The sequence below is a fragment of the Burkholderia sp. Tr-20390 genome (assembly GCF_017104595.1).
Taxonomy (GTDB): domain Bacteria; phylum Pseudomonadota; class Gammaproteobacteria; order Burkholderiales; family Burkholderiaceae; genus Burkholderia.
This window is the reverse complement of record NZ_JAAGPC010000086.1, coordinates 1-23,084: the sequence shown is the minus strand read 5'-3', so window position 1 is coordinate 23,084 and position 23,084 is coordinate 1. Positions and strand designations below refer to the sequence as shown.

The 23,084-nt window shown below is 65.0% G+C and carries 20 protein-coding genes, 1 tRNA gene and 1 pseudogene; 4 read left to right on the top strand and 18 right to left on the bottom strand.

Annotated features, from left to right (window positions below):
* Positions 1-2 precede the first annotated feature (2 nt).
* The 12 genes from pheT to G3N98_RS22440 form a co-directional block, all read right to left on the bottom strand.
* Positions 3-2,432 carry a phenylalanine--tRNA ligase subunit beta gene (gene pheT / locus G3N98_RS22495; protein WP_174975586.1) on the bottom strand — a complete coding sequence of 810 codons (2,430 nt, stop codon included), beginning with the start codon at positions 2,430-2,432 and terminating at the stop codon, positions 3-5.
* Between the two features lie 96 nt (positions 2,433-2,528).
* The gene (pheS, locus tag G3N98_RS22490; protein ID WP_006486107.1) at positions 2,529-3,542 is read right to left on the bottom strand and encodes a phenylalanine--tRNA ligase subunit alpha; all 1,014 of its coding nucleotides are present in this window, start codon (positions 3,540-3,542) and stop codon (positions 2,529-2,531) included.
* A gap of 148 nt (positions 3,543-3,690) precedes the next feature.
* Positions 3,691-4,050 (bottom strand): 50S ribosomal protein L20, encoded by a 360-nt coding sequence (gene rplT, locus G3N98_RS22485; RefSeq protein ID WP_004192938.1) that lies wholly within the window; start codon positions 4,048-4,050, stop codon positions 3,691-3,693.
* 29 nt (positions 4,051-4,079) lie between these two features.
* On the bottom strand, positions 4,080-4,277 hold the full coding sequence (gene rpmI, locus G3N98_RS22480) for a 50S ribosomal protein L35 (RefSeq protein WP_004191477.1): 198 nt from the start codon (positions 4,275-4,277) through the stop codon (positions 4,080-4,082).
* Positions 4,278-4,466: 189 nt separating this feature from the next.
* The gene (gene infC / locus G3N98_RS22475; RefSeq protein ID WP_071734130.1) at positions 4,467-4,991 is read right to left on the bottom strand and encodes a translation initiation factor IF-3; all 525 of its coding nucleotides are present in this window, start codon (positions 4,989-4,991) and stop codon (positions 4,467-4,469) included.
* A gap of 49 nt (positions 4,992-5,040) precedes the next feature.
* Positions 5,041-6,948, bottom strand: a complete 1,908-nt coding sequence (thrS, locus tag G3N98_RS22470; RefSeq protein ID WP_206149259.1) for a threonine--tRNA ligase — start codon at positions 6,946-6,948, stop codon at positions 5,041-5,043.
* Positions 6,949-7,219: 271 nt separating this feature from the next.
* Positions 7,220-7,296, bottom strand: a tRNA-Val gene (locus G3N98_RS22465).
* 87 nt (positions 7,297-7,383) lie between these two features.
* Entirely contained in the window at positions 7,384-9,618 is a 2,235-nt protein-coding gene (locus G3N98_RS22460) for a bifunctional (p)ppGpp synthetase/guanosine-3',5'-bis(diphosphate) 3'-pyrophosphohydrolase (RefSeq protein WP_089425199.1), read from the bottom strand.
* Between the two features lie 39 nt (positions 9,619-9,657).
* Positions 9,658-10,011 (bottom strand): RidA family protein, encoded by a 354-nt coding sequence (locus tag G3N98_RS22455; protein WP_069247804.1) that lies wholly within the window; start codon positions 10,009-10,011, stop codon positions 9,658-9,660.
* Positions 10,012-10,091: 80 nt separating this feature from the next.
* Positions 10,092-10,988, bottom strand: coding sequence for an alpha/beta hydrolase (locus tag G3N98_RS22450; RefSeq protein WP_089472641.1), 897 nt, complete (start codon positions 10,986-10,988; stop codon positions 10,092-10,094).
* A 199-nt stretch (positions 10,989-11,187) separates the two neighbouring features.
* Entirely contained in the window at positions 11,188-11,829 is a 642-nt protein-coding gene (locus tag G3N98_RS22445) for a CoA transferase subunit B (RefSeq protein WP_011351774.1), read from the bottom strand.
* 1 nt (position 11,830) lies between these two features.
* Complete coding sequence (locus tag G3N98_RS22440; RefSeq protein ID WP_085038865.1) at positions 11,831-12,535, bottom strand: CoA transferase subunit A; 705 nt, start codon at positions 12,533-12,535, stop codon at positions 11,831-11,833.
* A 223-nt stretch (positions 12,536-12,758) separates the two neighbouring features.
* Between G3N98_RS22440 and G3N98_RS22435 the strand changes: the two genes are divergently transcribed.
* The gene (locus G3N98_RS22435; protein ID WP_089425197.1) at positions 12,759-13,304 is read left to right on the top strand and encodes a LuxR C-terminal-related transcriptional regulator; all 546 of its coding nucleotides are present in this window, start codon (positions 12,759-12,761) and stop codon (positions 13,302-13,304) included.
* Positions 13,305-13,415: 111 nt separating this feature from the next.
* Here G3N98_RS22435 and G3N98_RS22430 read toward each other — a convergent pair whose 3' ends face one another.
* Both G3N98_RS22430 and G3N98_RS22425 read right to left on the bottom strand, forming a co-directional pair.
* Entirely contained in the window at positions 13,416-13,847 is a 432-nt protein-coding gene (locus tag G3N98_RS22430; RefSeq protein WP_206149258.1) for a thioesterase family protein, read from the bottom strand.
* Between the two features lie 32 nt (positions 13,848-13,879).
* Positions 13,880-14,662, bottom strand: a complete 783-nt coding sequence (locus G3N98_RS22425) for an SDR family oxidoreductase (RefSeq protein WP_206149257.1) — start codon at positions 14,660-14,662, stop codon at positions 13,880-13,882.
* 178 nt (positions 14,663-14,840) lie between these two features.
* On the opposite strand from G3N98_RS22425, the gene G3N98_RS22420 reads away from it, so the two are divergent.
* Entirely contained in the window at positions 14,841-16,514 is a 1,674-nt protein-coding gene (locus G3N98_RS22420; protein WP_206149256.1) for an electron transfer flavoprotein-ubiquinone oxidoreductase, read from the top strand.
* A 136-nt stretch (positions 16,515-16,650) separates the two neighbouring features.
* On the opposite strand, the gene aroC is transcribed toward G3N98_RS22420, so the two are convergent.
* The 3 genes from aroC to G3N98_RS22405 form a co-directional block, all read right to left on the bottom strand.
* The gene (gene aroC, locus G3N98_RS22415; protein ID WP_089425194.1) at positions 16,651-17,751 is read right to left on the bottom strand and encodes a chorismate synthase; all 1,101 of its coding nucleotides are present in this window, start codon (positions 17,749-17,751) and stop codon (positions 16,651-16,653) included.
* 264 nt (positions 17,752-18,015) lie between these two features.
* Entirely contained in the window at positions 18,016-19,950 is a 1,935-nt protein-coding gene (locus tag G3N98_RS22410; RefSeq protein WP_124575725.1) for an MFS transporter, read from the bottom strand.
* A 139-nt stretch (positions 19,951-20,089) separates the two neighbouring features.
* Positions 20,090-20,545 carry a CBS domain-containing protein gene (locus G3N98_RS22405; protein ID WP_006755543.1) on the bottom strand — a complete coding sequence of 152 codons (456 nt, stop codon included), beginning with the start codon at positions 20,543-20,545 and terminating at the stop codon, positions 20,090-20,092.
* Positions 20,546-20,655: 110 nt separating this feature from the next.
* Between G3N98_RS22405 and G3N98_RS22400 the strand changes: the two genes are divergently transcribed.
* Positions 20,656-21,021, top strand: coding sequence for an Mpo1-like protein (locus tag G3N98_RS22400; RefSeq protein WP_206149265.1), 366 nt, complete (start codon positions 20,656-20,658; stop codon positions 21,019-21,021).
* Between the two features lie 18 nt (positions 21,022-21,039).
* Here G3N98_RS22400 and G3N98_RS22395 read toward each other — a convergent pair whose 3' ends face one another.
* Positions 21,040-22,371 (bottom strand): YihY family inner membrane protein, encoded by a 1,332-nt coding sequence (locus tag G3N98_RS22395; protein ID WP_206149255.1) that lies wholly within the window; start codon positions 22,369-22,371, stop codon positions 21,040-21,042.
* Between the two features lie 145 nt (positions 22,372-22,516).
* On the opposite strand from G3N98_RS22395, the pseudogene wrbA reads away from it, so the two are divergent.
* Positions 22,517-22,963 (top strand): annotated as a pseudogene (gene wrbA, locus G3N98_RS22390) (NAD(P)H:quinone oxidoreductase); the annotation flags it as partial.
* Between the last annotated feature and the right edge of the window lie 121 nt (positions 22,964-23,084).

Genomic DNA, 23,084 nt, shown 5'->3' with positions numbered 1-23,084 from the left:
CCTTAGCCGCGCAGGCGCGCACCGGCACGAGCCATCCGCTCGACCAGCGTCTGGATCGCCTGATCGACGACCTCGTCCTGTAGCGTGCCAGCCGCGTCCTGCAGCGTCACGCGGAAGGCAAGGCTCTTCTCGTGCGCGGCAAGACCACCGGAAGTATTTGATTTTGCACGAAATTCGTCGAAGAGTACAACCTTCTGAACGAATCGGCAGGCCTCTTCTGCAAGCGCCTTCTTCATTTCGTCGAAAAGTGCCTGAACCTCGACCGCCTGATCGACGACAACGGCGATATCGCGACGAACCGGCGGGAATTTCGATACGTCGGTCGGCGCGGGCAACGCACGTGCAATCAGCGCGTCCGCGTCGACCTCGAACATCACCGGCGCGTGCGGCAGCTCGTACTTCTGCATCAGGCGCGGGTGCAGCTCGCCGATCCAGCCGACCGCACGGCCATCGACTTCGATGCGCGCGCTGCGGCCCGGATGGAGGGCCGGATGCTCTGCCTTCACGAAGCGTGCGGTTGCGGGCGCGAGCAGTGCTTCGAGATCGCCCTTCACGTCGAAGAAATCGACCGCGCGGGTCGCCGTGCCCCATTGCTCGTCGAGCGCCGGACCGTAGGCAAGCGCACCGACGCGCTTCGGCTGCACGTAGCCCTCGACCGTCAGCTCGCCGGCCTTCGCCGCCGTATCGGTGAGGAACACGCGGCCGGCCTCGAACACGCGCACGCGATCCGCGCGGCGGTTCAGGTTGTGGCGCAGCACGGAAATCAGGCTGCCGAACAGCGTCGTGCGCATCACCGACAGCTGGCTCGCGATCGGGTTCAGCAGACGGATGGGTTGGTCGTTGCCCGCGAAATCCTGCTCCCACTCCGCATCGACGAAGCTGAAGTTGACGGTTTCCGCGTAGTCGCGCGCGGCGAGCGCGTGACGGATGTCGTGGATCGAGCGACGCGTCTCGTTGGTCGCGCGCATTTCGCTCGTCGCGACCGGCGGACGCGCCGGGATCTTTTCGAAGCCGTAGATGCGCGCCACTTCCTCGATCAGGTCTTCCTCGATCTCGATGTCGAAGCGATGCGACGGCGGCGTGACGAGGAACGCGTCGTCTTCACGCTCGAACGGCAGGCCGAGGCGCGTGAAGATGCTGGCGATCTCGTCGGCGCCGATCTGCACGCCGATGATGCGGTTCGCGCGCGATACGCGCATCTTCACCGGCGCGCGCTGCGGCAGGTTCACGGACTGATCGTCGACCGGGCCGGCCTTGCCGCCGCAGATCTCGAGAATCAGTTGCGTGATGCGCTCGACGTGCTCGACGGTCGTCGCGTAGTCGACGCCGCGCTCGAAGCGATGCGCCGCATCGGTCGAGAAGTTGTACTTGCGCGCGCGGCCGCGGATGCTGTCCGGCCACCAGAATGCGGCTTCCAGGTAGATGTTGGTCGTATCGAGCGTGACGGCCGTGCTGTCACCGCCCATGATGCCGGCCAGGCTTTCGACCTGACGGTCGTCCGAAATCACGCCGACCGTTTCGTCGAGTTCGACCGTGTTGCCGTTGAGCAGCTTCAGCGATTCGCCGCGCTTGCCCCAGCGCACCTCGATGCCGCCGTGGATCTTGTCGAGATCGAACACGTGCGACGGCCGGCCGAGCTCGAACATCACGTAGTTCGAGATGTCGACGAGCGCCGACACGCTGCGCTGGCCGGAACGCTCGAGGCGCTCGACCATCCACTGCGGGGTCTTCGCATGCGCGTTCACGCCGCGGATCACACGACCCGAGAAGCGGCCGCACAGATCGGGGGCGGCAATGCGCACCGGCAGCGTCTCGTCGAGCTCGGCGCGCACCGGGCGGATGTCGACCGGCGTCAGCGGTGCGCCGGTGATCGCAGCCGTCTCGCGTGCGATGCCGAACACGGACAGGCAGTCGGCCTTGTTCGGCGTCAGCTTGATTTCGAAGATCGTGTCGTCGAGATTGAGCGTCTCGCGGATGTCCTGGCCGACCGGCGTGTCTTCCGGCAGCACCAGCAGGCCGCTGTGATCCTCGGACAGCTTCAGCTCGCGCGCCGAGCACAGCATGCCCTGGCTCTCCACGCCGCGCAGCTTCGACAGCTTGATCGCGAACGGCTTGCCGCCCTCTTCTGCCGGCGGCAGTTCCGCGCCGACCAGCGCGACCGGTACCTTGATGCCGGGCGCGACGTTCGGTGCGCCGCAGACGATATTCAGCGTCGCGCCGGTGCCGGCGTCGACCTGGCAGACATTGAGCTTGTCCGCATCCGGATGCTTGACGACTTCGAGCACGCGGCCGACGACGATCTTCGACGTCGGCGGCGCAGCCTTGCTCAGCGATTCGACTTCGAGCCCCGCCATCGTCAGCGCGTGCGACAGTTCGTCGGTCGTCAGCTGCGGGTCGACAAAGGTTCTCAACCAGGATTCAGGGAATTGCATGGATGTCTACGTTCGAAACAGGTTAGATCGACGCCCGGGCCCCTCGGAAACGTCCGTCGGGGCGTGCACGGGCACAGGTCGGCGCGGCGCGCGGCGTTACGCGAACTGGCGCAGGAAACGCAGGTCGTTCTCGAAGAACAGCCGGAGATCCTGGACGCCGTAGCGCAGCATCGTCAGGCGCTCGAGGCCGCTGCCGAACGCAAAGCCGATGTAGCGCTCGGGATCGAGGCCCATGTTGCGAATCACGGTCGGATGCACCTGCCCCGAACCGGAGATCTCGAGCCACTTGCCGGCGTTCTTGCCTTGCTCGAACATCATGTCGATCTCGGCCGACGGTTCCGTGAACGGGAAATACGACGGACGGAAGCGCACGAGAATGTCGTCGCGCTCGAAGAATTTTTTCAGGAAGTCGGTATAGACGCCCTTGAGGTCGGCGAAGCTGATGTTTTCGTCGATCCACAGCCCCTCGACCTGATTGAACATCGGCGAGTGGGTCGCATCGCTGTCGACGCGATACGTGCGGCCCGGCGCGATCACCTTGATCGGGGGACGGTTCATGCGTGCGTAACGCACCTGCATCGGGCTCGTGTGCGTGCGCAGCAGCAGCTGGCGGCCGTCGGCATCCTTGCCTTCGACGTAGAAGGTGTCCTGCATCGAACGCGCCGGATGGTTCTCCGGGCTGTTCAGCGACGTGAAGTTGTACCAGTCGGTCTCGATTTCGGGGCCGTCGGCCACATCGAAACCGATCGAGCCGAAAATCTGTTCGACACGCTCCCACGTGCGCATCACGGGGTGCAGGCTGCCTGCACCGGCGCCGCGGCCCGGCAACGTCACGTCGATCGCTTCGGCAGTGAGGCGCTGATTCAGCAGCGCGTCGGCCAGTGCCTGGCGACGGGCGGTCAGCGCGGCTTCAACCTGCTGCTTCGCGACGTTGATGCGTGCGCCTTCGGTCTTGCGTGCTTCGGGATCGAGCTTGCCGAGGCCCTTCAGCAACTCGGTCAGCGCACCCGACTTGCCGAGAAATCGTGCTTTCTCGTTTTCGAGCGTGGTGATGTCGGCAGCCTGTTCGAAGGACTGCTGCGCGTCGGCGACAATCTGGTCCAGATCCATAGATCCCATCATTTCCAACGTCATTCGGTCTTGGCGAGCGAAATCGCCCACCAAACAAAAAAGGGGCTCGGAAGAGCCCCGTTTTCGCTGCAGCGGCCGAGACTACCGGAACCTCGCTGCAACTAACCACGCAGTGCTAATTTCGCAATTAGGCTGCAACGGCGGCTTTCACCTGCTTGACGATCGCAGCAAAAGCAGCCTTGTCGAACACCGCCATGTCGGCCAGAACCTTACGGTCGAGTTCGATCGACGCCTTCTTCAGGCCGTTGATGAACACGCTGTAGGTCATGTCGTGCTGGCGAACTGCCGCGTTGATACGCGTGATCCACAGTGCGCGGAACACACGCTTCTTGTTGCGGCGATCGCGGTACGCGTACTGACCAGCGCGCATCACCGCCTGCTTGGCGATGCGGTAGACGTTATTGCGGCGGCCGCGATAACCCTTGGCCAGGTTGATGATCTTCTTGTGGCGGGCCCGTGCGGTTACCCCACGTTTGACTCGAGGCATGTTTCTCTCCTTAGAGTATCAGTTAGGGGTTACGCGAACGGCAGCATCGCGCGGACGGAGTTCAGATCGGAATCATGAACTGCCGTTGCGCCGCGCAGGTGACGCTTGTTCTTCGTGGTTTTCTTGGTCAGGATGTGACGCTTGAAGGCTTGACCGCGCTTGACGGTACCGCCCGGACGCACCACGAAGCGCTTTGCAGCACTCTTCTTGGTCTTCATCTTAGGCATGACGAACAACTCCAGTTTATTAGATGGCGATGGGTGTGCGGTTGGCTTGCGCCCTGGACCCGCCCTTCGAAACCCAGTCCACTTGTGTACGGCGAACCGCTTGCGCAGCCGCCGTCATTGTTGGCGCGCCGCCCTGACCGGGCAACGCGCCGAACCTCTGCGAACCTGCGCGCGACGCGCGCGGGCCCGTTACTTCTTTTTCTTCGGCGAGAGCACCATGATCATCTGGCGCCCTTCCATCTTCGGCATCTGCTCGACCTGGCCGACTTCCTCAAGATCCGTGCGCAGACGCTCAAGCATCCGCATACCGATTTCCTGGTGAGCCATTTCGCGGCCGCGGAAACGCAACGTGATCTTCGTCTTGTCGCCTTCTTCGAGGAAGCGCACGAGATTGCGGAGCTTGACGTTGTAGTCACCGTCATCGGTACCCGGGCGGAACTTGACTTCCTTGACCTGGATGACCTTCTGCTTCAGCTTCGCTTCGTGCTGCTTCTTCGACTCCTGGTACTTGAACTTGCCGTAATCCATCAGACGGCAAACCGGGGGAACCGCTTGCGGCGCGATTTCCACCAGGTCAACATCCAGTTCTTCCGATTTACGGAAAGCATCAGCGAGTTTTACGATACCGAGCGGTTCGTTCTCGATCCCGACCAGGCGCACTTCCGGCGCAGTGATTTCACCGTTGATGCGGTGCGACGACTTATCAGTAGCGATGTTACGTTTCCTCTAAAAATTAAAAAAACGAGCCGCGCTGCCAGGGCGGTTACTTGAACGAGCGCAGGTCTTCCTGCAGACGCTCAACGAAGGCTTCGACCGGCATCACGCCAAGATCGACGCCGCCACGGGCACGCACGGCTACCGTTTGCGCATCACGCTCCTTATCCCCCACGACGAGGAGATAAGGCACCTTTTCCAGCGTGTGCTCGCGTATTTTATAGCTAATCTTCTCATTGCGCAAATCGGCCGTCACTCTAACCCCTTGTTTTTGCAACGTTTGGGCCAGAGATTGCGCATATCCGGCCTGACTTTCGGCGATATTGAGCACAACTGCCTGGAACGGCGCGAGCCAGGCAGGCATCGCACCAGCGTGGTGCTCGATCAAAATGCCGAGGAAACGCTCCATCGAACCGACGATCGCACGGTGCAGCATCACCGGACGGCGACGGCTGCTGTCATCCGCGACATACTCGGCGCCGAGGCGCTCCGGCAGGACCATGTCGAGCTGCAGCGTGCCGCACTGCCACGAACGGCCGAGCGCATCCTTGATGTGGTACTCGATCTTCGGACCGTAGAACGCGCCTTCACCCGGCAGCTCTTCCCACGTGAGGCCGCACGCCGTCAGCGCGTCGCGCAGGCCCTGCTCGGCGCGATCCCAGGTTTCGTCCGTACCGGCGCGCTGCTCGGGGCGCAGCGACAGCTTGATGTCGATGTGATCGAAACCGAAGTCCTTGTACACGCTCATCGCCAGCGTGTTGAACGCGATCGATTCCGAGATGAACTGGTCTTCCGTACAGAAGATGTGCGCATCGTCCTGCACGAAGCCGCGCACGCGCATCAGGCCGTGCAGCGCGCCCGACGCCTCGTTGCGGTGGCACGAACCGAATTCCGCGTAACGCAGCGGCAGGTCGCGGTACGAGCGCAGGCCGTGCTTGAACACCTGGACGTGGCCCGGGCAGTTCATCGGCTTGATCGCGTAGTCGCGCTTCTCCGACTCCGTCGTGAACATGTTCTCGCGGTAGTTCTGCCAGTGACCCGACGCTTCCCACAGCGAGCGGTCCATGATCATCGGCGTCTTGATCTCGAGGTAGCCGGCTTCGTTCACGCGGCGGCGCATGTACTGCTCGACCTGCTGCCACAGCGCCCAGCCCTTCGGATGCCAGAACACCATGCCCGGCGACTCTTCCTGCATGTGGAACAGGTCGAGCTGCTTGCCGAGCTTGCGGTGGTCGCGCTTTTCCGCTTCCTCGAGCATGTGCAGGTACTGGTCCTGGTCTTCCTTCTTCGTCCAGGCCGTGCCGTAGATGCGCTGCAGCTGCTCGTTCTTCGAATCCCCGCGCCAGTACGCGCCGGCGACCTTCATCAGCTTGAAGACCTTCAGCTTGCCGGTGGACGGCACGTGCGGGCCACGGCACAGATCGGTAAAGCCGCCGTGCGAATACAGCTTGATTTCGTCGCTTTGCGGAATCGACTCGATGATCTCGGCCTTGTACTTCTCGCCGATGCTGCGGAAGTAGCCCGCCGCTTCGTCACGCGACACGACACGACGCGTCACGGGCTCGTCCTTCTTCACGAGCTCCTGCATGCGCTTTTCGATCTTTTCCAGATCTTCGGGCGTAAACGGGCGGTTGTACGAGAAGTCGTAATAGAAACCGTTGTCGATCACCGGGCCGATCGTCACCTGCGCGTCCGGGTACAGTTCCTTCACCGCGTACGCGAGCAAGTGCGCCGTCGAGTGACGGATGATGTCGAGGCCGTCGGCGTCCTTGTCGGTCACGATCGCGAGCGATGCGTCGCGGTCGATCACGGCCGACGTATCGACGAGCTCGCCATCGAGCTTGCCACCAAGCGCAGCCTTCGCAAGGCCGGGACCGATCGAGGCTGCAACCTCGGCAACTGTCACCGGATGCTCGTATTGTCGAACTGAGCCGTCAGGCAAGCGTATCGAAACCATAGCAATCTCCGTGATGCCGACAGTGGGCGGCAGACCAGGTACGCGATATAAAAATCACGCGGGAAAATGTCGCGACAAAAAAAATGCGGCCCCGCTTTCGAGGGGCCGCATTCGATACTTCACTCAAACTGAAAGGGCGAAAGGGTTCCTCGACTAGCGTCGCTCCGAAAAAGTTTCGGTCAACGTTCGCGGTGTCATAACCGTATTCGCCTTGTTCGCGTTGAGTTATTTGCTGCATCGAACACCCGGAGGCCGGGCATTCTCAATTCGTTGGTAGGCTCGATTGGACTCGAACCAACGACCCCCACCATGTCAAGGTGGTGCTCTAACCAGCTGAGCTACGAGCCTAGTGAAGCTAAGATTATATGGAGCCGTTACCCGCTTGGCAAGTATTTTTATGCGGTCGCAGCAAAATAACGGTGTTCGAACCCCACATCAGGCCTTCCGCCCCGCCCGCACGACGCCTTGCACCTCGCCGAGCAGCGTGCACGCGCGCTGCACCTGCGCCGAGTTCGACACCTCGACCGTGAACTGCATGAATGCCGCATTGCGGCGGCTCTGCGTCTTCACGCCCACCACGTTCATCTTCTCGCGCGCGAACACTTCGGAGATGTCGCGCAGCAACCCTTGCCGGTCGCTCGCCTCGATCATCAGGTCGACCGGATAGACGGATGCACCGCGCCCGCCGAGCACGTCGGCCGACCAGGTCGTCTGCAGCACGCGCTCCGGCGCGCGCTCGACCATCCGGCGGAACGTCGGGCAATCGGTGCGGTGGATCGACATCCCCTTGCCGCGCGTGACGAAACCGCTGATCGGATCGGGCGGCGCCGGACGGCAGCAGCGCGCGAGCTGGGTCAGCAGCGCGTCGACGCCCACGACCAGCACACCGGTCGACGCGCCATGCGCCACGCTGGCGCCGCTGCTGCGCTTCTCGAAATCGGCAGGCGCCTCGGGCGCCGGTTCGGGCGGCGGCGCATCGGACAGCGCGTGCTCGACATTGCGCAGGCTGAACTCTTCCTTGCCGACGACCGAGAACAACTCCTCGGGCGACTTGAAGCCGAGCTTCGCAGCGAGATTGTCCAGGCTGACCGACGTCTTGCCCTCGCGTTGCAGCGTCTTTTCGACGAGCGCGCGGCCATGCGCGACGTTTTCTTCCTGCTCGATCGAGTTGAACCACGCCCGCACTTTCTGACGCGCGCGCGGGCTCTTCATATAGCCGAGCTGCAGGTTCAGCCAGTCGCGCGACGGCCCGCCCTCCTTCACCGCAACGATCTCGACCGTCTGGCCGTTTGCGAGCGGCGTATTGAGCGGCACCATCGCGCCGTCGACACGTGCGCCACGGCAGCGATGGCCAAGCTCGCTGTGCAGGTGGTATGCGAAATCGACCGGCGTCGCGCCCTGCGGCAACGCGATCACGCGCGCCTGCGGCGTCAGCACGTAGATGTGATCGTCGTCGAGCGACGTCTCACGCAATTGCGCCCACGCCTTGTCGCCCGACTGTTCCGCGCCGTCCTCGACGTCATCCTTCCACGCGAGCAGCTGGCGCAGCCATGCAATCTTCTCGTCGTACTTGTCGCTTGCCGAGAACTGGCCGCCGTAGCCGCGCGCGCCGGCTTCCTTGTAGCGCCAGTGCGCGGCGACGCCGTACTCGGCGAAGCGGTGCATCTCCTGCGTGCGGATCTGCACTTCGAACGCGCGGCCATCGTCGCCGATCACGACCGTGTGCAGCGACTTGTAGCCGTTCGGCTTCGGCCGCGAGATGTAGTCGTCGAATTCCTTCGGCACCGGCTGCCACAGGTGATGCACGATGCCGAGCACCGCGTAGCAATCCTTGATGTCCGGCACGATCACGCGAAACGCGCGCACGTCGTACAGCTCGGAGAAGTCGAGTTCCTTGCCGCGCATCTTGCGCCAGATGCTGTAGATATGCTTCGGCCGGCCGCTCACGTCGGCCTGGATGTGCGCATCCGCCAGCTCTTGCTGCAACCGGTCGATCGCCTGCTTGACGTACGCTTCGCGCTCGATGCGCTTCTCGTCGAGCAGCTTCGCGATCCGCTTGTAGGTGACGGGATCCTCGAAGCGGAACGCGAGATCCTCGAGCTCCCACTTCAATTGCCAGATGCCGAGACGGTTCGCGAGCGGCGCGTAGATCTCGAGCGTCTCGCGCGCGACGTCGGGCGGCGGGTCGATCTTCGCGGCCGCGTAGTAGCGCAGCGACTGCAAGCGCGACGCGAGCCGGATCAGGACCACGCGGATGTCTTGCGCGAACGCCAGCAGCATCTTGCGCAGCGCCTCGATCTGCGTGCGTCGCTCTTCGGCCGCATCGCGCCCCGCGTCGGCCCCCGCGTTTTGCGCGGCACGCAGGCTGACGGTGCCGAGCCGCAACAGCTTGCGCACGTCGGACACGAGCCGCGCCACTTCGTCGCCGAACCGCTCGGTGAGCTCACGCTCGGGGTCGCTCAGGTGCGGCGTCAGCACGAACAGCGCGGCCGCCTGCATCGCGGACGGATCGACGTTCAGCGTGCGCATGATCGACGCCGTGCCCGCCGAGTGATCGGCGAGCAGTTCGCCCGACGACAGGCGCACGTCGCCGGCCCGCTCGCGCACGAACGCGAGCACGTCGTCGAACGACGGCGCCGCGACGGGGGAGGCGGAAACGGACTCGGTCATTGCTCGGCCTGGCGGAATGCGATCATCGTCGGGTTGCGTTCAGCTCCGCTGCGCAGCGACGACCACGATCTCGACGAGCAGTGCCGGATCCGCGAGCTTTGCCTCAACCGTGGCGCGCGGCGGCGTGTTGCCGTGCGCGACCCATGCATCCCACTCCGCATTCATGCCTTCGAAGTTCGCCAGATCCGAGATGTAGATCTGAACCGACAGCAGATGCGCCTTGTCGCTGTTCGCTTCGGCGAGCAGGCGATCGATGTGGCCGAGCACTTCGCGCGTCTGGCCCCTGATGTCCTGTGTGGTGTCTTCGGCGATCTGGCCGGCCAGATACACGGTACCGTTGTGGATCGCGGTTTCGGAGAGACGGGCCCCGACGTGGTGACGAATGACTGCCATGGAATGTTCCGGTCGTGAGTGGATGGAGATTCGGTCGGCGGCACGGCCCGCGTGCCGCCGAACCGCATATTATGACGCGTTTATGCGCCGCCTTCGACGAAAAACCGCCGCGCGAGCGCAATCTGGCTTGCGTCGATGAACGCCGGCGCGTGGCCCGCCCCTGGGATCTCGGCGTGTGTCACATGCCGGCCGCGACGCTCCATCTCGGCCACCGTCTCGCGCGACAGCAGGTCGGACGCCTCGCCACGCACGACGAGCAGCGATGCGTTCGTCGTCTCGATCGCGTGCCACAGCGCAGCCTCGCCGAGCGCCGCCAATTCGGGCGTCGTCGCCTTGAACGGTTCGGCGATGCGCGGATCGTAGCGAACCGTCCAGCCCCCTTCGGGCAGCTCGCGCAGCAGCGGCCCGTTGATCTCGCTCCACTCGTCGGCGGTCAGCGCCCCGAACGGCAGCGACAGCGACGTCAGATAGTCGATGCCCTCCTGCCGGGTCGCAAAGCGCGGCTGCACGCCGAGATATTCGCCGATGCGCGTGAGCGACTCGGGTTCGATGCGCGGGCCGACGTCGTTGACGATCATCCGGCGCAGCGGCGAACCCGGTAGCCCCGCGAACGCCATGCCGATCAACCCGCCCATCGACGTGCCGAACCAGTCGACCGATTCGACGTCGAGCCGCGCGATCAGCGTCACCATGTCGGACACGTATTGCGGGATCGCATAGAGCCGCGGATCGGCCAGCCAGTCCGACTGGCCGCGCCCGACGACATCGGGGCAGACGACGCGATACGTATCGGACAGCGCCGCGGCGAGCCGGTCGAAATCGCGCCCGGAACGGGTCAGCCCATGCACGCAGACCAGCACGCGCGGGTTGGCGGGATCGCCCCACTCGGTATAGGCGACGTGGTGAAGGCCGGCAGCGCTCGCACACTGCACGCGCCGCTGGCGAGGAACCTGGGAATTCGCTGGGGTCGTTGGCATCGTTGGCATCCTGTCGAACGGGGGCGACGCGCAGGGCAACGCTTGCGACGCCCGATGCAAACGATTGTAAACCGCTTCAGCCGCACGGGTCCGCTCGTCGGGCACCCGACGAGCGGCCTGACCGAGGACACCATGACAAACGCCCCGCATGCCGTCGTCCGGCATGCGGGGCGTCGACGCTGCGCGTACGCGCGGAGCCTTATGCGACCGCGCTGATGTCGAGCGGCGCACCCGTCTTCGCCTGGATCTCGTCGGCGCTCACGCCGTCGGCGAGTTCAAGCACCTTCAGGCCGGACGGCGTCACTTCGATCACGCCGAGATCGGTGATGATCAGGTCGACCACGCCGACGCCCGTCAGCGGCAGGTTGCATTCCTCGAGGATCTTGTGCTGGTCGCCCTTCGCCACATGCTCCATCAGCACGACGACGCGCTTCACGCCGGCGACGAGATCCATCGCGCCGCCCATCCCCTTGATCATCTTGCCGGGGATCATCCAGTTCGCGAGGTCGCCCTGCTTGCTGACCTGCATTGCGCCGAGGATCGCCAGGTTGATGTGGCCGCCGCGGATCATCGCGAACGAATCGGCCGACGAGAAGATCGACGAACCCGGCAGCGTCGTGACGGTCTGCTTGCCGGCGTTGATGAGATCGGCGTCGACTTCGTCTTCGGTCGGCGACGGGCCGATGCCGAGCAGGCCGTTCTCCGACTGCAGCCACACCTCGACACCTTCCGGCACGTGGTTCGCAACGAGCGTCGGCAAGCCGATGCCGAGGTTCACGTAGAAGCCGTCCTGCAATTCCTTCGCCGCGCGCGCGGCCATCTGGTCACGATTCCAGGCCATGTCAGTCTCCTTTCGCGCGTACGACGCGTTGTTCGATGCGTTTTTCGGGCGTCGCGTTCAGCACGATGCGTTGCACGAAAATCCCCGGCGTGTGGATGTGGTCGGGATCGAGCTCGCCGTTCTCGACGATCTCCTCGACCTCGGCGACGGTGATCTTGCCGGCCATCGCGCACATCGGGTTGAAGTTGCGCGCGGTGCGGCGAAAGATCAGGTTGCCGGACTTGTCGGCCTTCCAGGCCTTCACGAGCGCGACATCGGCCGTCAGCGACGGCTCGAGCACGTAGTGGCGATCGCCGAACTGGCGCGTTTCCTTGCCTTCCGCGATCACGGTGCCGTAGCCCGTGTTCGTGAAGAACGCCGGGATGCCCGCACCACCCGCGCGCAGCTTCTCGGCGAGCGTGCCTTGCGGCGTGAATTCGAGCTCGAGTTCGCCGGCCAGGTACTGGCGCTCGAACTCCTTGTTCTCGCCGACGTACGACGAGATCATCTTCTTGATCTGGCGCGTTTCCAGCAGCAGGCCGAGGCCGAAACCGTCGACGCCCGCGTTGTTGCTGATGCAGGTGATGCCCTTGACGGCCGTATCGCGCAACGCCGCGATCAGCGCCTCGGGAATCCCGCACAGGCCGAAGCCGCCCACCGCGAAGGTCTGTCCGTCGCGGACGATCCCTTCCAGCGCGGCAGCCGCGCTTGGATAGACTTTGTTCATCAGTTGTCCCTTCCTCTATGGAAACCAGCAAATCCGGTTCACGCGCCCACGTGGCCCGCAAGCCCGCCGCATCATTCTATGCATGCACGGCGATGCCTGCGTCGAGGCGCGCTGTTTTTATACCGCGGCAAACCGCCACGAGATGCCTGAAAGGGTACGATGCAGCGCGGATGCGGCACAATACGCAAAAATACATAAGCGTTTGCCTACGCTTGCCTGCGCCATGCCCGCTCTCGATTACCAGACTGCCTTCCACCTCGCGCCGCTCGGCCTCGTACTGTCGCGCGACCGCGTGATCGAGGACTGCAACGACGCGCTCGCGTCGATCTTCCGCTGCGCGCGGGCCGACCTGATCGGGAAATCGTACGAGGTGCTCTACCCATCGACGGACGAATTCCAGCGCATCGGCGAGCGCATCGCGCGCGTGATGGCCGCGAACGGCATCTACTCGGATGACAGAATCATGAAACGGGCGGACGGCGAGCTGTTCTGGTGCCACGTCACCGGCCGCGCGATCGACCGCACCGCCCCGCTCGCGGCGGGCGTGTGGACCTTCGAGGATTTGAGTGCGACGCGCCGGGTCGCCGTCGAACTGACCCCGCGCGAACGTGAGATCGCCGCGCAGCTCGCGACCGGCAAGACCAGCAAGCAGATCGGGCGCGTGCTCGACATCAGCTCGCGCACGGTCGACATCTACCGCGCACGGCTGATGCGCAAGTACGGGACCAACAATACGCCGGAGCTGCTGCAGCGCCTGCTCGGGCAGTGAGTGACGGCGCCCAGATGAAAATCTGGCCGCACAGGGCGGCCGATTCGGGAAACAACGGGTATCGCGTGCCGCCCCGGCGACCTTGTGCCGGCGGACTCGCCGACTCGACGCTCAGCCGACCTTCGCCGCGAGCGCGCGCTCGATCGTGTCGCGCAGCAACTGGGGCAGCGGCACCGACTTGCCGAGCGCGTAGTCGACCCACACGCAGCGTGCATTGCCGCGCGCATAGACATGCTGCGGATCGTCGGCGCGCGTCAGCTCGAAACCCGTGTCGAAGCTGCTGCGGCCGGGTTGCGCAGCCGACATCTTCGCGATCACGTCGCCCGGATAGTGCAGCTGCTTGAGAAATTCCATCGACGCCGTGACGATGACGGGCCCTTGCCCCTCGCCGTTGCCGCCGGCAATGCCGAGCTCCTCGAACCACGAGATCCGCGCCTGCTCCATGTAGCGGAAATAGACCGTGTTGTTCACATGGCCGAATGCGTCCATGTCGCCCCAGCGGATCGGCATCGACATCTCAAAAACGGGGGAATAATCACTCATTGCAGTCTTCTTTGTTGCGGTATGTCGTCCGCTCAGGCGAGGCCGAAGCCGTCGTCGGCGGAGATAATCGAGCCATTGATGAACTGCGACTCGTCGGCCGCGAGCAGCAACAACAGCCCGTCGAGATCCTGCGGCTTGCCGACGCGCCTGCGTGGCAGCATCGACTGCAGCTTCTGGCCCTGCTCGCTTTCCCACAGATAATGGTTGATTTCGGTATCGATATAGCCCGGACAGATTGCGTTGACGTTGATCCCGTGGCGCCCCCACTCGAGCGCCATCGCGCGCGTCATCTGCACGACCGCGGCCTTGCTCATCGCGAACAGCCCGATCTGCGGAAACACGCGCAGCCCGGCCACCGACGCGATGTTGATGATCCGGCACGGTGGCTTGCCGTTACCGCTTCCGTTCGCGCGCATGATCATCCGCTTCGCGACTTCCTGCGCGACGAAAAACGCGCCGCGCGTGTTGGTGTCGAATACGAACTCGAAATCCTCAGGCGTCACGTCGACGAGCTTCTGCATCGTCGAGACGCCCGAATTGTTCACGAGGATGTCGATCGTACCGGCTTCCGTCTCCGCGTGCGCGACCGCCGCCTTGATGCTCTGGACGTCGGTGACGTCGAGCGACACGACGTGCGCGGCGCCGCCCGCCGCCTCGATCTCGGCACGCAGCTCCTTCAGGCGCTCGACCCGACGGCTCGCGAGCACGACCTTCGCACCGGCCTGCGACAGCACCTGTGCAAAGCGCTGCCCGAGGCCGCTCGACGCGCCCGTGACCAGCGCAACCTTGCCTTCCAGATTGATCGACCGACCCATTTGCACTTCCCCTTTCGATATCGTTTCGCCGCCATGAGCAACATGGTTCGAGCGGCATTACCCTAGCACGAAAATAGAACGATCGTGCTAATCTAGCCGCATGCTGTTGCGGCAAGCGTTTCGTTTCGCAGACAATACGCTCCCGAATAAAAGCATTCTAACGGTTAGAGGAACGCCAATGACCCCCGCAAGCCTCATCGAGCAATACGGCCCGCGCGAATCGATGGAATACGACGTCGTGATCGTCGGCGGCGGCCCCGCCGGGCTGTCGGCGGCGATCCGGCTCAAGCAGCTGGCCGCCGAGAAAGGCACCGAGATCGGCGTGTGCGTGCTCGAGAAGGGTTCCGAGATCGGCGCGCACATCCTGTCGGGCGCGGTGATGGACCCGCGCGCGATCACCGAACTGTTCCCCGACTGGAAGGAGCGCGGCGCGCCGCTCGACGTCGAGGTGACAGAAGACCGCTTCCTGTTCCTGTCCGAAAAGAGCGCGGTCACCACGCCCAACTGGGCGCTGCCCGCCAACTTCCAGAACCACGGCAACTACGTGATTTCGCTGGGCAACGTCACGCGCTGGCTCGGCGCGCAGGCCGAAGCGCTGGGCGTCGAGATCTTCCCCGGCTTCCCGGCTGCGGAGATCCTGTACAACGACGACGGCTCCGTGAAGGGCGTCGCGACCGGCAACATGGGCGTGGGCAAGGACGGCGAGCCGACCGAGAACTTCCAGCTCGGCATGGAGCTGCATGCGAAGTACACGCTGTTCGCCGAAGGCTGCCGCGGCCATCTGGGCCGCCAGCTGATCTCGAAGTTCAAGCTCGACGCGAACGCCGATCCGCAAGCCTACGGGATCGGCATCAAGGAGCTGTGGGAAATCGACCCGGCCAAGCACAAGCCGGGCCTCGTGATCCACACGGCCGGCTGGCCGCTGAAGTCGGATACGTACGGCGGCTCGTTCCTGTATCACATGGACAACAACCAGGTCGTGGTCGGCTTCGTGGTGGGCCTCGGCTACACGAACCCGTACCTGTCGCCGTTCGAGGAATTCCAGCGCTACAAGACGCATCCGTCGATCCGCGCGTTCCTCGAAGGCGGCAAGCGCGTGTCGTACGGCGCGCGCGCGATCACGGCCGGTGGGCTGCTGTCGCTGCCGAAGACGGTGTTCCCGGGCGGGGCGCTGATCGGCGACGACGCGGGCTTCCTGAACGCATCGCGGATCAAGGGCAGCCACGCGGCGATCAAAACCGGCATGCTGGCCGCCGACGCCGCGTTCGACGCGGTGCAGGCCGGCCGCGAGTCGGACGAGCTCAACGCGTACCCGGATGCGTTCAAGCAGTCGTGGCTGTACACGGAGCTGTACCGCGCGCGCAACTTCAAGCAGTGGATGGCCAAGGGCCTGTACCTCGGCACGCTGATGGTCGGGCTCGAGCAGAAGGTGATGGGCGGCAACGTGCCGTGGACGCTGCACCACAAGCATGCGGACCACGAGATGCTGAAGCCGGCGTCGCAATGCCAGCCGATCGAGTATCCGAAGCCGGACGGCAAGCTGACGTTCGATCGACTGTCGTCGGTGTTCATCTCGAACACGAACCACGAGGAGAACCAGCCCGCGCACCTGACGCTGAAGGATGCGAGCGTGCCGGTGAACGTGAACCTGCGCACGTACGCGGGGCCGGAGGGGCGTTTCTGCCCGGCGGCCGTGTACGAATTCGTGAAGAACGACGACGGCAGCGATCGGCTGGTGATCAACGCGCAGAACTGCGTGCACTGCAAGACCTGCGACATCAAGGACCCGACGCAGAACATCGTGTGGGTCACGCCGGAAGGCGGTGGCGGGCCGAACTACCCGAACATGTAGTGGCCGGAACGCGCCGCCACGAGCGGCGCGCTTTTTCGGGTGCCGCAAACGAAACGGGGCGCTGCTTGATGCAGCGCCCCGTTTTGCATGCTCCGCGCAACTGCCGGCGAGACGCGCTGCGCCCCGCCCGCCTGCGTCAGGTCGCGCTGCCCGCGATCTTCGGCGTCGGCGTCTCTACATCGCCGCACTGCGCGCGATGGCGCAATGCATGGTCGATCAGCACCAGCGCGAGCATCGACTCCGCGATCGGCGTCGCACGAATGCCGACGCACGGATCGTGGCGGCCGAACGTTTCCACCGTCGCTTCCTCGCCGGCCTTCGTGATCGAACGGCGCGGCGTGCGGATGCTCGACGTCGGCTTGATCGCGATCGACACGGTGATGTCCTGCCCCGTCGAAATCCCGCCGAGCACGCCGCCCGCATGGTTGCCGACGAAACCGCCCGGCGTCAGCTCGTCGCCATGCACCGAGCCACGCTGCGCGACGCTGTCGAAGCCCGCACCGATCTCGACGCCCTTCACCGCGTTGATGCTCATCATCGCCTTTGCGATGTCCGCATCGAGACGGTCGAACACCGGCTCGCCCCAGCCGACCGGCACACCCGATGCAACGACGTCGATGCGCGCGCCGATCGAATCGCCATCCTTGCGCAGCGCATCCATGTACGCCTCCAGCTCCGGCACGACGGCCGCATTCGGCGAGAAGAACGGATTCTCATGGACGTGCGACCAGTCGACGAACGGCACGTCGATCTCGCCGAGGCCGCTCATGTAGCCGCGCACCTCGACGCCGAAGCGCTCGCGCAGCCACTTCTTCGCGACCGCACCCGCGCCGACGATCGGCGCGGTCAGGCGCGCGGACGAGCGGCCGCCGCCGCGATAGTCGCGGATGCCGTATTTCTGCCAGTAGGTATAGTCGGCGTGGCCGGGACGGAACGTCTCGACGATGTTGCCGTAGTCCTTGCTGCGCTGGTCGGTGTTGCGGATCAGCAGCGCGATCGGCGTACCGGTCGTCACGCCTTCGAACACGCCTGACAGGATCTCGACCTCATCGGCCTCCTGCCGCTGCGTCACGTGGCGCGACGTGCCGGGCTTGCGGCGATCGAGTTCGACCTGGATGTCGGCTTCGGTCAGCCCCATTCCCGGCGGGCAGCCGTCGATCACGCAGCCGATCGCGGGACCGTGCGATTCGCCGAAGGTCGTGACAGTGAAAAGCGTGCCGAGGGTATTGCCGGACATGATGGAACCGCCCAAAGAGAAATGGACAAACCGATGCGCTGCCCGGGCCGCAGGCAGGTCGATCGTTTGCCGGTCGAGAAAAAGAGGTAAGCCACTATTATGCCAGCCGTCCCGGGCACGCGGGACCTGTGAACCGTTCGGACCACACCGGCCCGCCACGGGAACGGCCCCGGGCGTCGCTTGCCGACCCGCGCCGTCCCGGTCGAACGGGCCCGTTCACGGCGGCCATGACGGCCCGGGGCGATGCCGCCGGGCCCGCCCCGCCTACTTCCGCGCGCCGCGCAGTTCGGTGACTGCCGCCTGCAGCGCTTCGGGCGTCGCGACCGACGCCGGGATCGGCTCGCCGACCGCCAGCGTCAGCCGGCTCATCACGCCACGCTTGATGGGCCGCGGCATCCGCGCATCGGAATGCCGCGAAAAATAGCTGCCCCACAGCCCGCGCAGCGCCATCGGGATCACCGGTGCCGGCGTGCGGCCCAGTATCTCCGTGATGCCGTGGTGGAACGTGTTGATGTCGCCCGTCTTCGTCAGCTTGCCTTCCGGGAAGATGCATACGAGTTCGCCTTCCTTCAGCGCGGCCTCGCATGCGTCGTACGCGCGCGCGAGCATCGCGGGATCCTCGTGGCGCGGCGCGATCGGGATCGCCTTCGCATGCCGGAACACCCAGCTCGCGAAGCGCGTCTTGAAGATCCGGTGGTCCATCACGAAACGGATCGGGCGCGGGCTCGCGGCGGCCAGCACGAGCGCATCGACGTAGCTGACGTGGTTGCACACGAGCACGGCCGCCCCTTCCGCCGGAATCCGCTCCGCGTGCACGAGGCGAATCCGGTAGAACGTATGCACGAGCACCCATGCGACGAAGCGCAGCAGGAACTCGGGCACGAGCAGGTAGATATACGTCGCGACGATCACGTTCAGCAGCGCGGTGACGAGGAACAGCCCCGGGATGTCGACGCCGGCCTTGGTCAGCCCCATCGCCATCACGGCCGACAGGATCATGAACAGCGCGTTCAGGATGTTGTTCGCGGCGATGATCCGCGCACGGTGCGTCGGTGCGCTGCGGCTCTGGATCAGCGCGTACAGCGGCACGCTGTAGAAGCCGCCGAACATCGCGAGCAGGAACAGGTCCGCCAGGATGCGCCAGTGGCGCGCACCGGCCAGGAACTCGCCGACCGACAGCAGATGGCCGGGCGACGGCAGCGCATGGCTCGCGAAATACAGCTCGATCGCGAACACGCTGATGCCGATCGAGCCGAGCGGCACGAGGCCGATCTCGACGCGCCGCTGCGACAGGCGTTCGCACAACAGCGAGCCGAGGCCGATACCGACCGAGAACGTCGCGAGCAGGATCGTGACGACGTCGGGGCTTGCGGACAGCACGTCCTTGGCGAAATTGAAGAACGACGTGAGGAACGTCGCGCCGACGAACCATAGCCACGAGATGCCGAGCAGGCTCAGGAACACGGTGCGGTTCTGCCGGGCGAGCCCGAGGTTGCGCCAGGTCTCGCTGACCGGATTCCAGTTGATCACGAGATCAGGCTGCGGCGCCGGCGTGGACGGCACGCGCTGCGCGACGAACCGCCCCGCGAGCGCGATGACGACGACGCTCACCGCGAGCACGCGCTCGCCGTTGCCTTCAATGCCCGCGGCCGCGCCGCCGATGATCGTGCCGATCAGGATCGCGATGAACGTGCCCATCTCGACGAGGCCGTTGCCGCCGACCAGTTCGTGCTCGCCGAGATGCTGCGGCAGGTACGAATACTTGACGGGCCCGAACAGCGTCGAGTGCATCCCCATCATGAACGTGCACAGATACAGCAGCGGCGCGCTGTGCGTGACGAAGCCGGCCGCGCCGACCAGCATCAGCACGATCTCGAAGGTCTTCACGAAACGCGTGAGGGTCGCCTTGTCGTACTTGTCGGCGATCTGGCCGGACGTCGCCGAGAACAGCACGAACGGCAAGATGAAGATCGCGGAAATCAGGAAGGCCGCCGTCTTCGCATCGACGCCGGCGAACCGCGCGGTGTGATAGGTGACGAGCGACGTGAAGCCGATCTTGAAGACGTTGTCGTTCAGCGCGCCGAGGAACTGGGTCGTGAAGAACGGCGCGAAACGGCGCTCGCGCAGCAGGTCGAACTGCGACGCGTGTGCGTGCCGTTCGTCACGCCGCCTGGAAGTGGCTTGCGTTTGATCGCTCATGCGGAATACGCGCGCGCCGTCTGGGCAGCGCTGCGCGGGCCTCGTGTGGTCATTGAAAAAAAGGCGGCGCAGGACCAGCCTGCGCCGCCGCGTGCCGGGTGGCGGCGCCCGCGCGTCACGGCGACGGGCGCGGCGTGGTTCACGACTTGTGCGCTTCGGCTTCCGATTCCGGCCAGTCGCGGATGTATGCCTTCAGCATCCGGTTCTCGAAGCTCTGCGCCTCGACGACCGTCTTCGCGACGTCGTAGAACGAAATGACGCCCATCAGCACCTTCTTGTCGAGCACCGGCATGTAGCGCGCATGGCGCTCGAGCATCATCCGGCGCACTTCGTTGACGTCCGTTTCCGGCGTGCACGTGAGCGGCTCGTCCATCACCTTGCGCACCTGCACGTCGCCGATCGCGCCGCCGTTCACGTGCAGACGCAGGATGATCTCGCGGAACGTCAGCATCCCGACGAGATCGCCGTACTCCATCACGACGAGCGAACCGATGTCGTGTTCGGCCATCGTATCGACCGCTTCGCGCAGCGGCTTATCGGGCGTCACCGTAAACAGCGTGTTGCCCTTCACTTTCAGAATATCGCTGACGCGCATCGTAGTCCCCTCATGCTTGAATGCAAAACCGCTTTCGATCGTATCGGAAAGCCTGTCAAAAGGAAAGCGCGGGCCCGCGCGGCTGGCCGCCCCCCGCTTGCGGAAGCGGACTGCCGGCAGCACAATGGCCCCATGAGCAGCGGCCGGAGGAGACGTCCACGGCGCATACGCATTCGGAGCAATTCGCCAGCTTCGCCGATTTCTACCCGTATTACCTGAATGAACACCAGAACCGGACGTCGCGGCGGCTGCACTTCGTCGGCTCGCTCGGCGTGATCGGCTGCGTCGCGATGGCGGTCGCGACCGGCGACTGGCTGTGGCTGCCTGCGGCGATCGTCTGCGGCTACGGCTTCGCGTGGGTCGGGCACTTCTTCTTCGAGAAGAACCGCCCGGCCACGTTCCGGCACCCGATCTACAGCCTGATGGGCGACTGGGTGATGTTCAAGGATATCTGTACGGGCAAGATCCCGTTATAACGCGGCCGGGCATCCCGTTCACGCGGGGCGCGGCGGCCGCGCGTGCGGATCGGGCACGGCGCCCGGCGCCTGCCCCGGCATCGCCGTCGGCTGCGCACCTGCAAGCCGGTGCGCGGCAATCAGCGTCGCGAGCGACACGTCGAAGCGGTCGCTCGACAGCACCGCGAGCAGCGCCGCACCGTCGACATGGCTGCGGCGCCGCTGCAGCTGGTAGGTCAATTCCGTGCGATCGATCACCAGCACGTCGAACAGCTGCGCAAGCGTCAGCTGCTCCGGGTTCGCGAGCAGGATGTAGCGCGGCGTGGCATCGCCGCCGCCGTCGAGCCGCGCAATCCATTCCCGCTCCTCCATCGTCGTCAGCAGGCGCTGCGCGGTTTCCATGTCGCAGCGCAACATGGTCGCGAGCCGCATCGCCGTGTAGCCGCGCTTGCCGGCGGCGCGCGCCTCGGCCAGCCGCGCGAGCATGTCCAGCGCGTCGAGCAGGTCGCTGCCCGGGTAGTGGATGCGGTGGAACTGGCCGACGCGGATCGCCGGCAGCGCGGACGCCACCATCGCGCCGAGCAGCGCGATGAACCAGCTCAGGTACACCCACAACAGGAACACGGGCAGCGCCGCGAACGCGCCATAGACGGCCGTATAGGTCGGAATGCGCCGCACGTAGTAGCCGAAGCCGCGCTTCGCGAGCTCGAACGCGACGGCCGCGAACAGCCCGCCGATCACCGCGTCGCGCCATGCAACCGTGCAGTTCGGCAGGTACACGTACAGCAGCGTGAACGCGAGCACCGTCAACGGCAACGAGACGAGCGCGAGCAGCCACTCGACGATCGACGTGGACGGCGCGGCGCCGGTAAACGCCAGCGACTGCGTGAACAGGTACGACGAGATCGACAGGCTCACGCCGAACAGCAACGGGCCGAGCGTGATCAGCGCCCAGTACGCGAGCACGCGCTGCGCGAACGGCCGCGGCTTGCGCACCCGCCAGATCAGGTTGAACGCCGACTCGATCGTCATCATCGTCATCACCGACGTGACGACGAGCACGATCAGGCCGGCCGTCGTCAGCCCCTTCGCCTTCGACGCGAACTGGTTCAGGTACTTGAAGATCTGGACGTTGAACTGCGCGGGCATCAGGTGATCCGCGAGGAACCCCTGCAGCGAGATCTGGAACGACGCGAACATCGGGAACGCGGTGAACAGCGCGAACGCGACCGTCACGAGCGGCACGAGCGCCAGCATCGTCGTGAACGTGAGGCTGCCCGCCACTTGCGGGATGCGATCCTCGGCGCTGCGCCGGGCCGCGAACTGCGCGAGGCGCTTGATGGTGTCGAGATCGACGCTCAACTTCGGCAAACGACTTCTCCTTCTTGATGCCGCGCGCCCGACGGCGCGCTGCCGCCGCGCTGCGCGACGGCTTCAGCCCCTATAATAGCCGCTCGATTCCAGCAGGGGCCGACTGCACCGGGCACGCGCGCGGCCGCATGCGGCTCCGTCGCCCATGAAAGACATTCTCGTCCTCTATTACAGCCGCCACGGCGCCACGCGCGATCTCGCGCTCGCGATCGCGAACGGCATCGACAGCGTGCCGGGCATGCAGGCCCGCATCCGCACAGTGCCGCCCGTGTCGGCCGTCTGCGAAGCCACCGCCCCCGACATCCCCGCCGACGGCCCGCCGTACGCGGAGCTGCGCGATCTCGAGGAATGCGCAGGCCTGGCGCTCGGCTCGCCGACCCGCTTCGGCAACATGGCCGCCTCGCTCAAGTATTTCCTCGACGGCACCACACCGCAATGGCTGTCGGGCGCCCTGACCGGCAAGCCGGCCTGCGTGTTCACGTCGACGGGCAGCCTGCACGGCGGCCAGGAATCGACGTTGCTGTCGATGATGCTGCCGCTGCTCCATCACGGGATGATGATCGTCGGGATCCCGTACACGGAATCCGCGCTCATCGACGACGCGCCCGCGACGAACGGCGCGAACGTCCGCACGACCGGAATGAAGCGTGCGAGCACGATCGTCTTGCCGCCGTGCTTGTCGTAGAACGAGTGGGTCTTCTGCAGCGCGGCGC

What these genes read in the sequence shown, in the direction of transcription:
- pheT (WP_174975586.1), bottom strand. Translation starts at nt 2,432, where the DNA reads ATGCAATTCCCTGAATCCTGGTTGAGAACCTTTGTCGACCCGCAGCTG.
- pheS (WP_006486107.1), bottom strand. Translation starts at nt 3,542, where the DNA reads ATGGATCTGGACCAGATTGTCGCCGACGCGCAGCAGTCCTTCGAACAG.
- rplT (WP_004192938.1), bottom strand. Translation starts at nt 4,050, where the DNA reads ATGCCTCGAGTCAAACGTGGGGTAACCGCACGGGCCCGCCACAAGAAG.
- rpmI (WP_004191477.1), bottom strand. Translation starts at nt 4,277, where the DNA reads ATGCCTAAGATGAAGACCAAGAAGAGTGCTGCAAAGCGCTTCGTGGTG.
- thrS (WP_206149259.1), bottom strand. Translation starts at nt 6,948, where the DNA reads ATGGTTTCGATACGCTTGCCTGACGGCTCAGTTCGACAATACGAGCAT.
- G3N98_RS22460 (WP_089425199.1), bottom strand. Translation starts at nt 9,618, where the DNA reads ATGACCGAGTCCGTTTCCGCCTCCCCCGTCGCGGCGCCGTCGTTCGAC.
- G3N98_RS22455 (WP_069247804.1), bottom strand. Translation starts at nt 10,011, where the DNA reads ATGGCAGTCATTCGTCACCACGTCGGGGCCCGTCTCTCCGAAACCGCG.
- G3N98_RS22450 (WP_089472641.1), bottom strand. Translation starts at nt 10,988, where the DNA reads ATGCCAACGACCCCAGCGAATTCCCAGGTTCCTCGCCAGCGGCGCGTG.
- G3N98_RS22445 (WP_011351774.1), bottom strand. Translation starts at nt 11,829, where the DNA reads ATGGCCTGGAATCGTGACCAGATGGCCGCGCGCGCGGCGAAGGAATTG.
- G3N98_RS22440 (WP_085038865.1), bottom strand. Translation starts at nt 12,535, where the DNA reads ATGAACAAAGTCTATCCAAGCGCGGCTGCCGCGCTGGAAGGGATCGTC.
- G3N98_RS22435 (WP_089425197.1), top strand. Translation starts at nt 12,759, where the DNA reads ATGCCCGCTCTCGATTACCAGACTGCCTTCCACCTCGCGCCGCTCGGC.
- G3N98_RS22430 (WP_206149258.1), bottom strand. Translation starts at nt 13,847, where the DNA reads ATGAGTGATTATTCCCCCGTTTTTGAGATGTCGATGCCGATCCGCTGG.
- G3N98_RS22425 (WP_206149257.1), bottom strand. Translation starts at nt 14,662, where the DNA reads ATGGGTCGGTCGATCAATCTGGAAGGCAAGGTTGCGCTGGTCACGGGC.
- G3N98_RS22420 (WP_206149256.1), top strand. Translation starts at nt 14,841, where the DNA reads ATGACCCCCGCAAGCCTCATCGAGCAATACGGCCCGCGCGAATCGATG.
- aroC (WP_089425194.1), bottom strand. Translation starts at nt 17,751, where the DNA reads ATGTCCGGCAATACCCTCGGCACGCTTTTCACTGTCACGACCTTCGGC.
- G3N98_RS22410 (WP_124575725.1), bottom strand. Translation starts at nt 19,950, where the DNA reads ATGAGCGATCAAACGCAAGCCACTTCCAGGCGGCGTGACGAACGGCAC.
- G3N98_RS22405 (WP_006755543.1), bottom strand. Translation starts at nt 20,545, where the DNA reads ATGCGCGTCAGCGATATTCTGAAAGTGAAGGGCAACACGCTGTTTACG.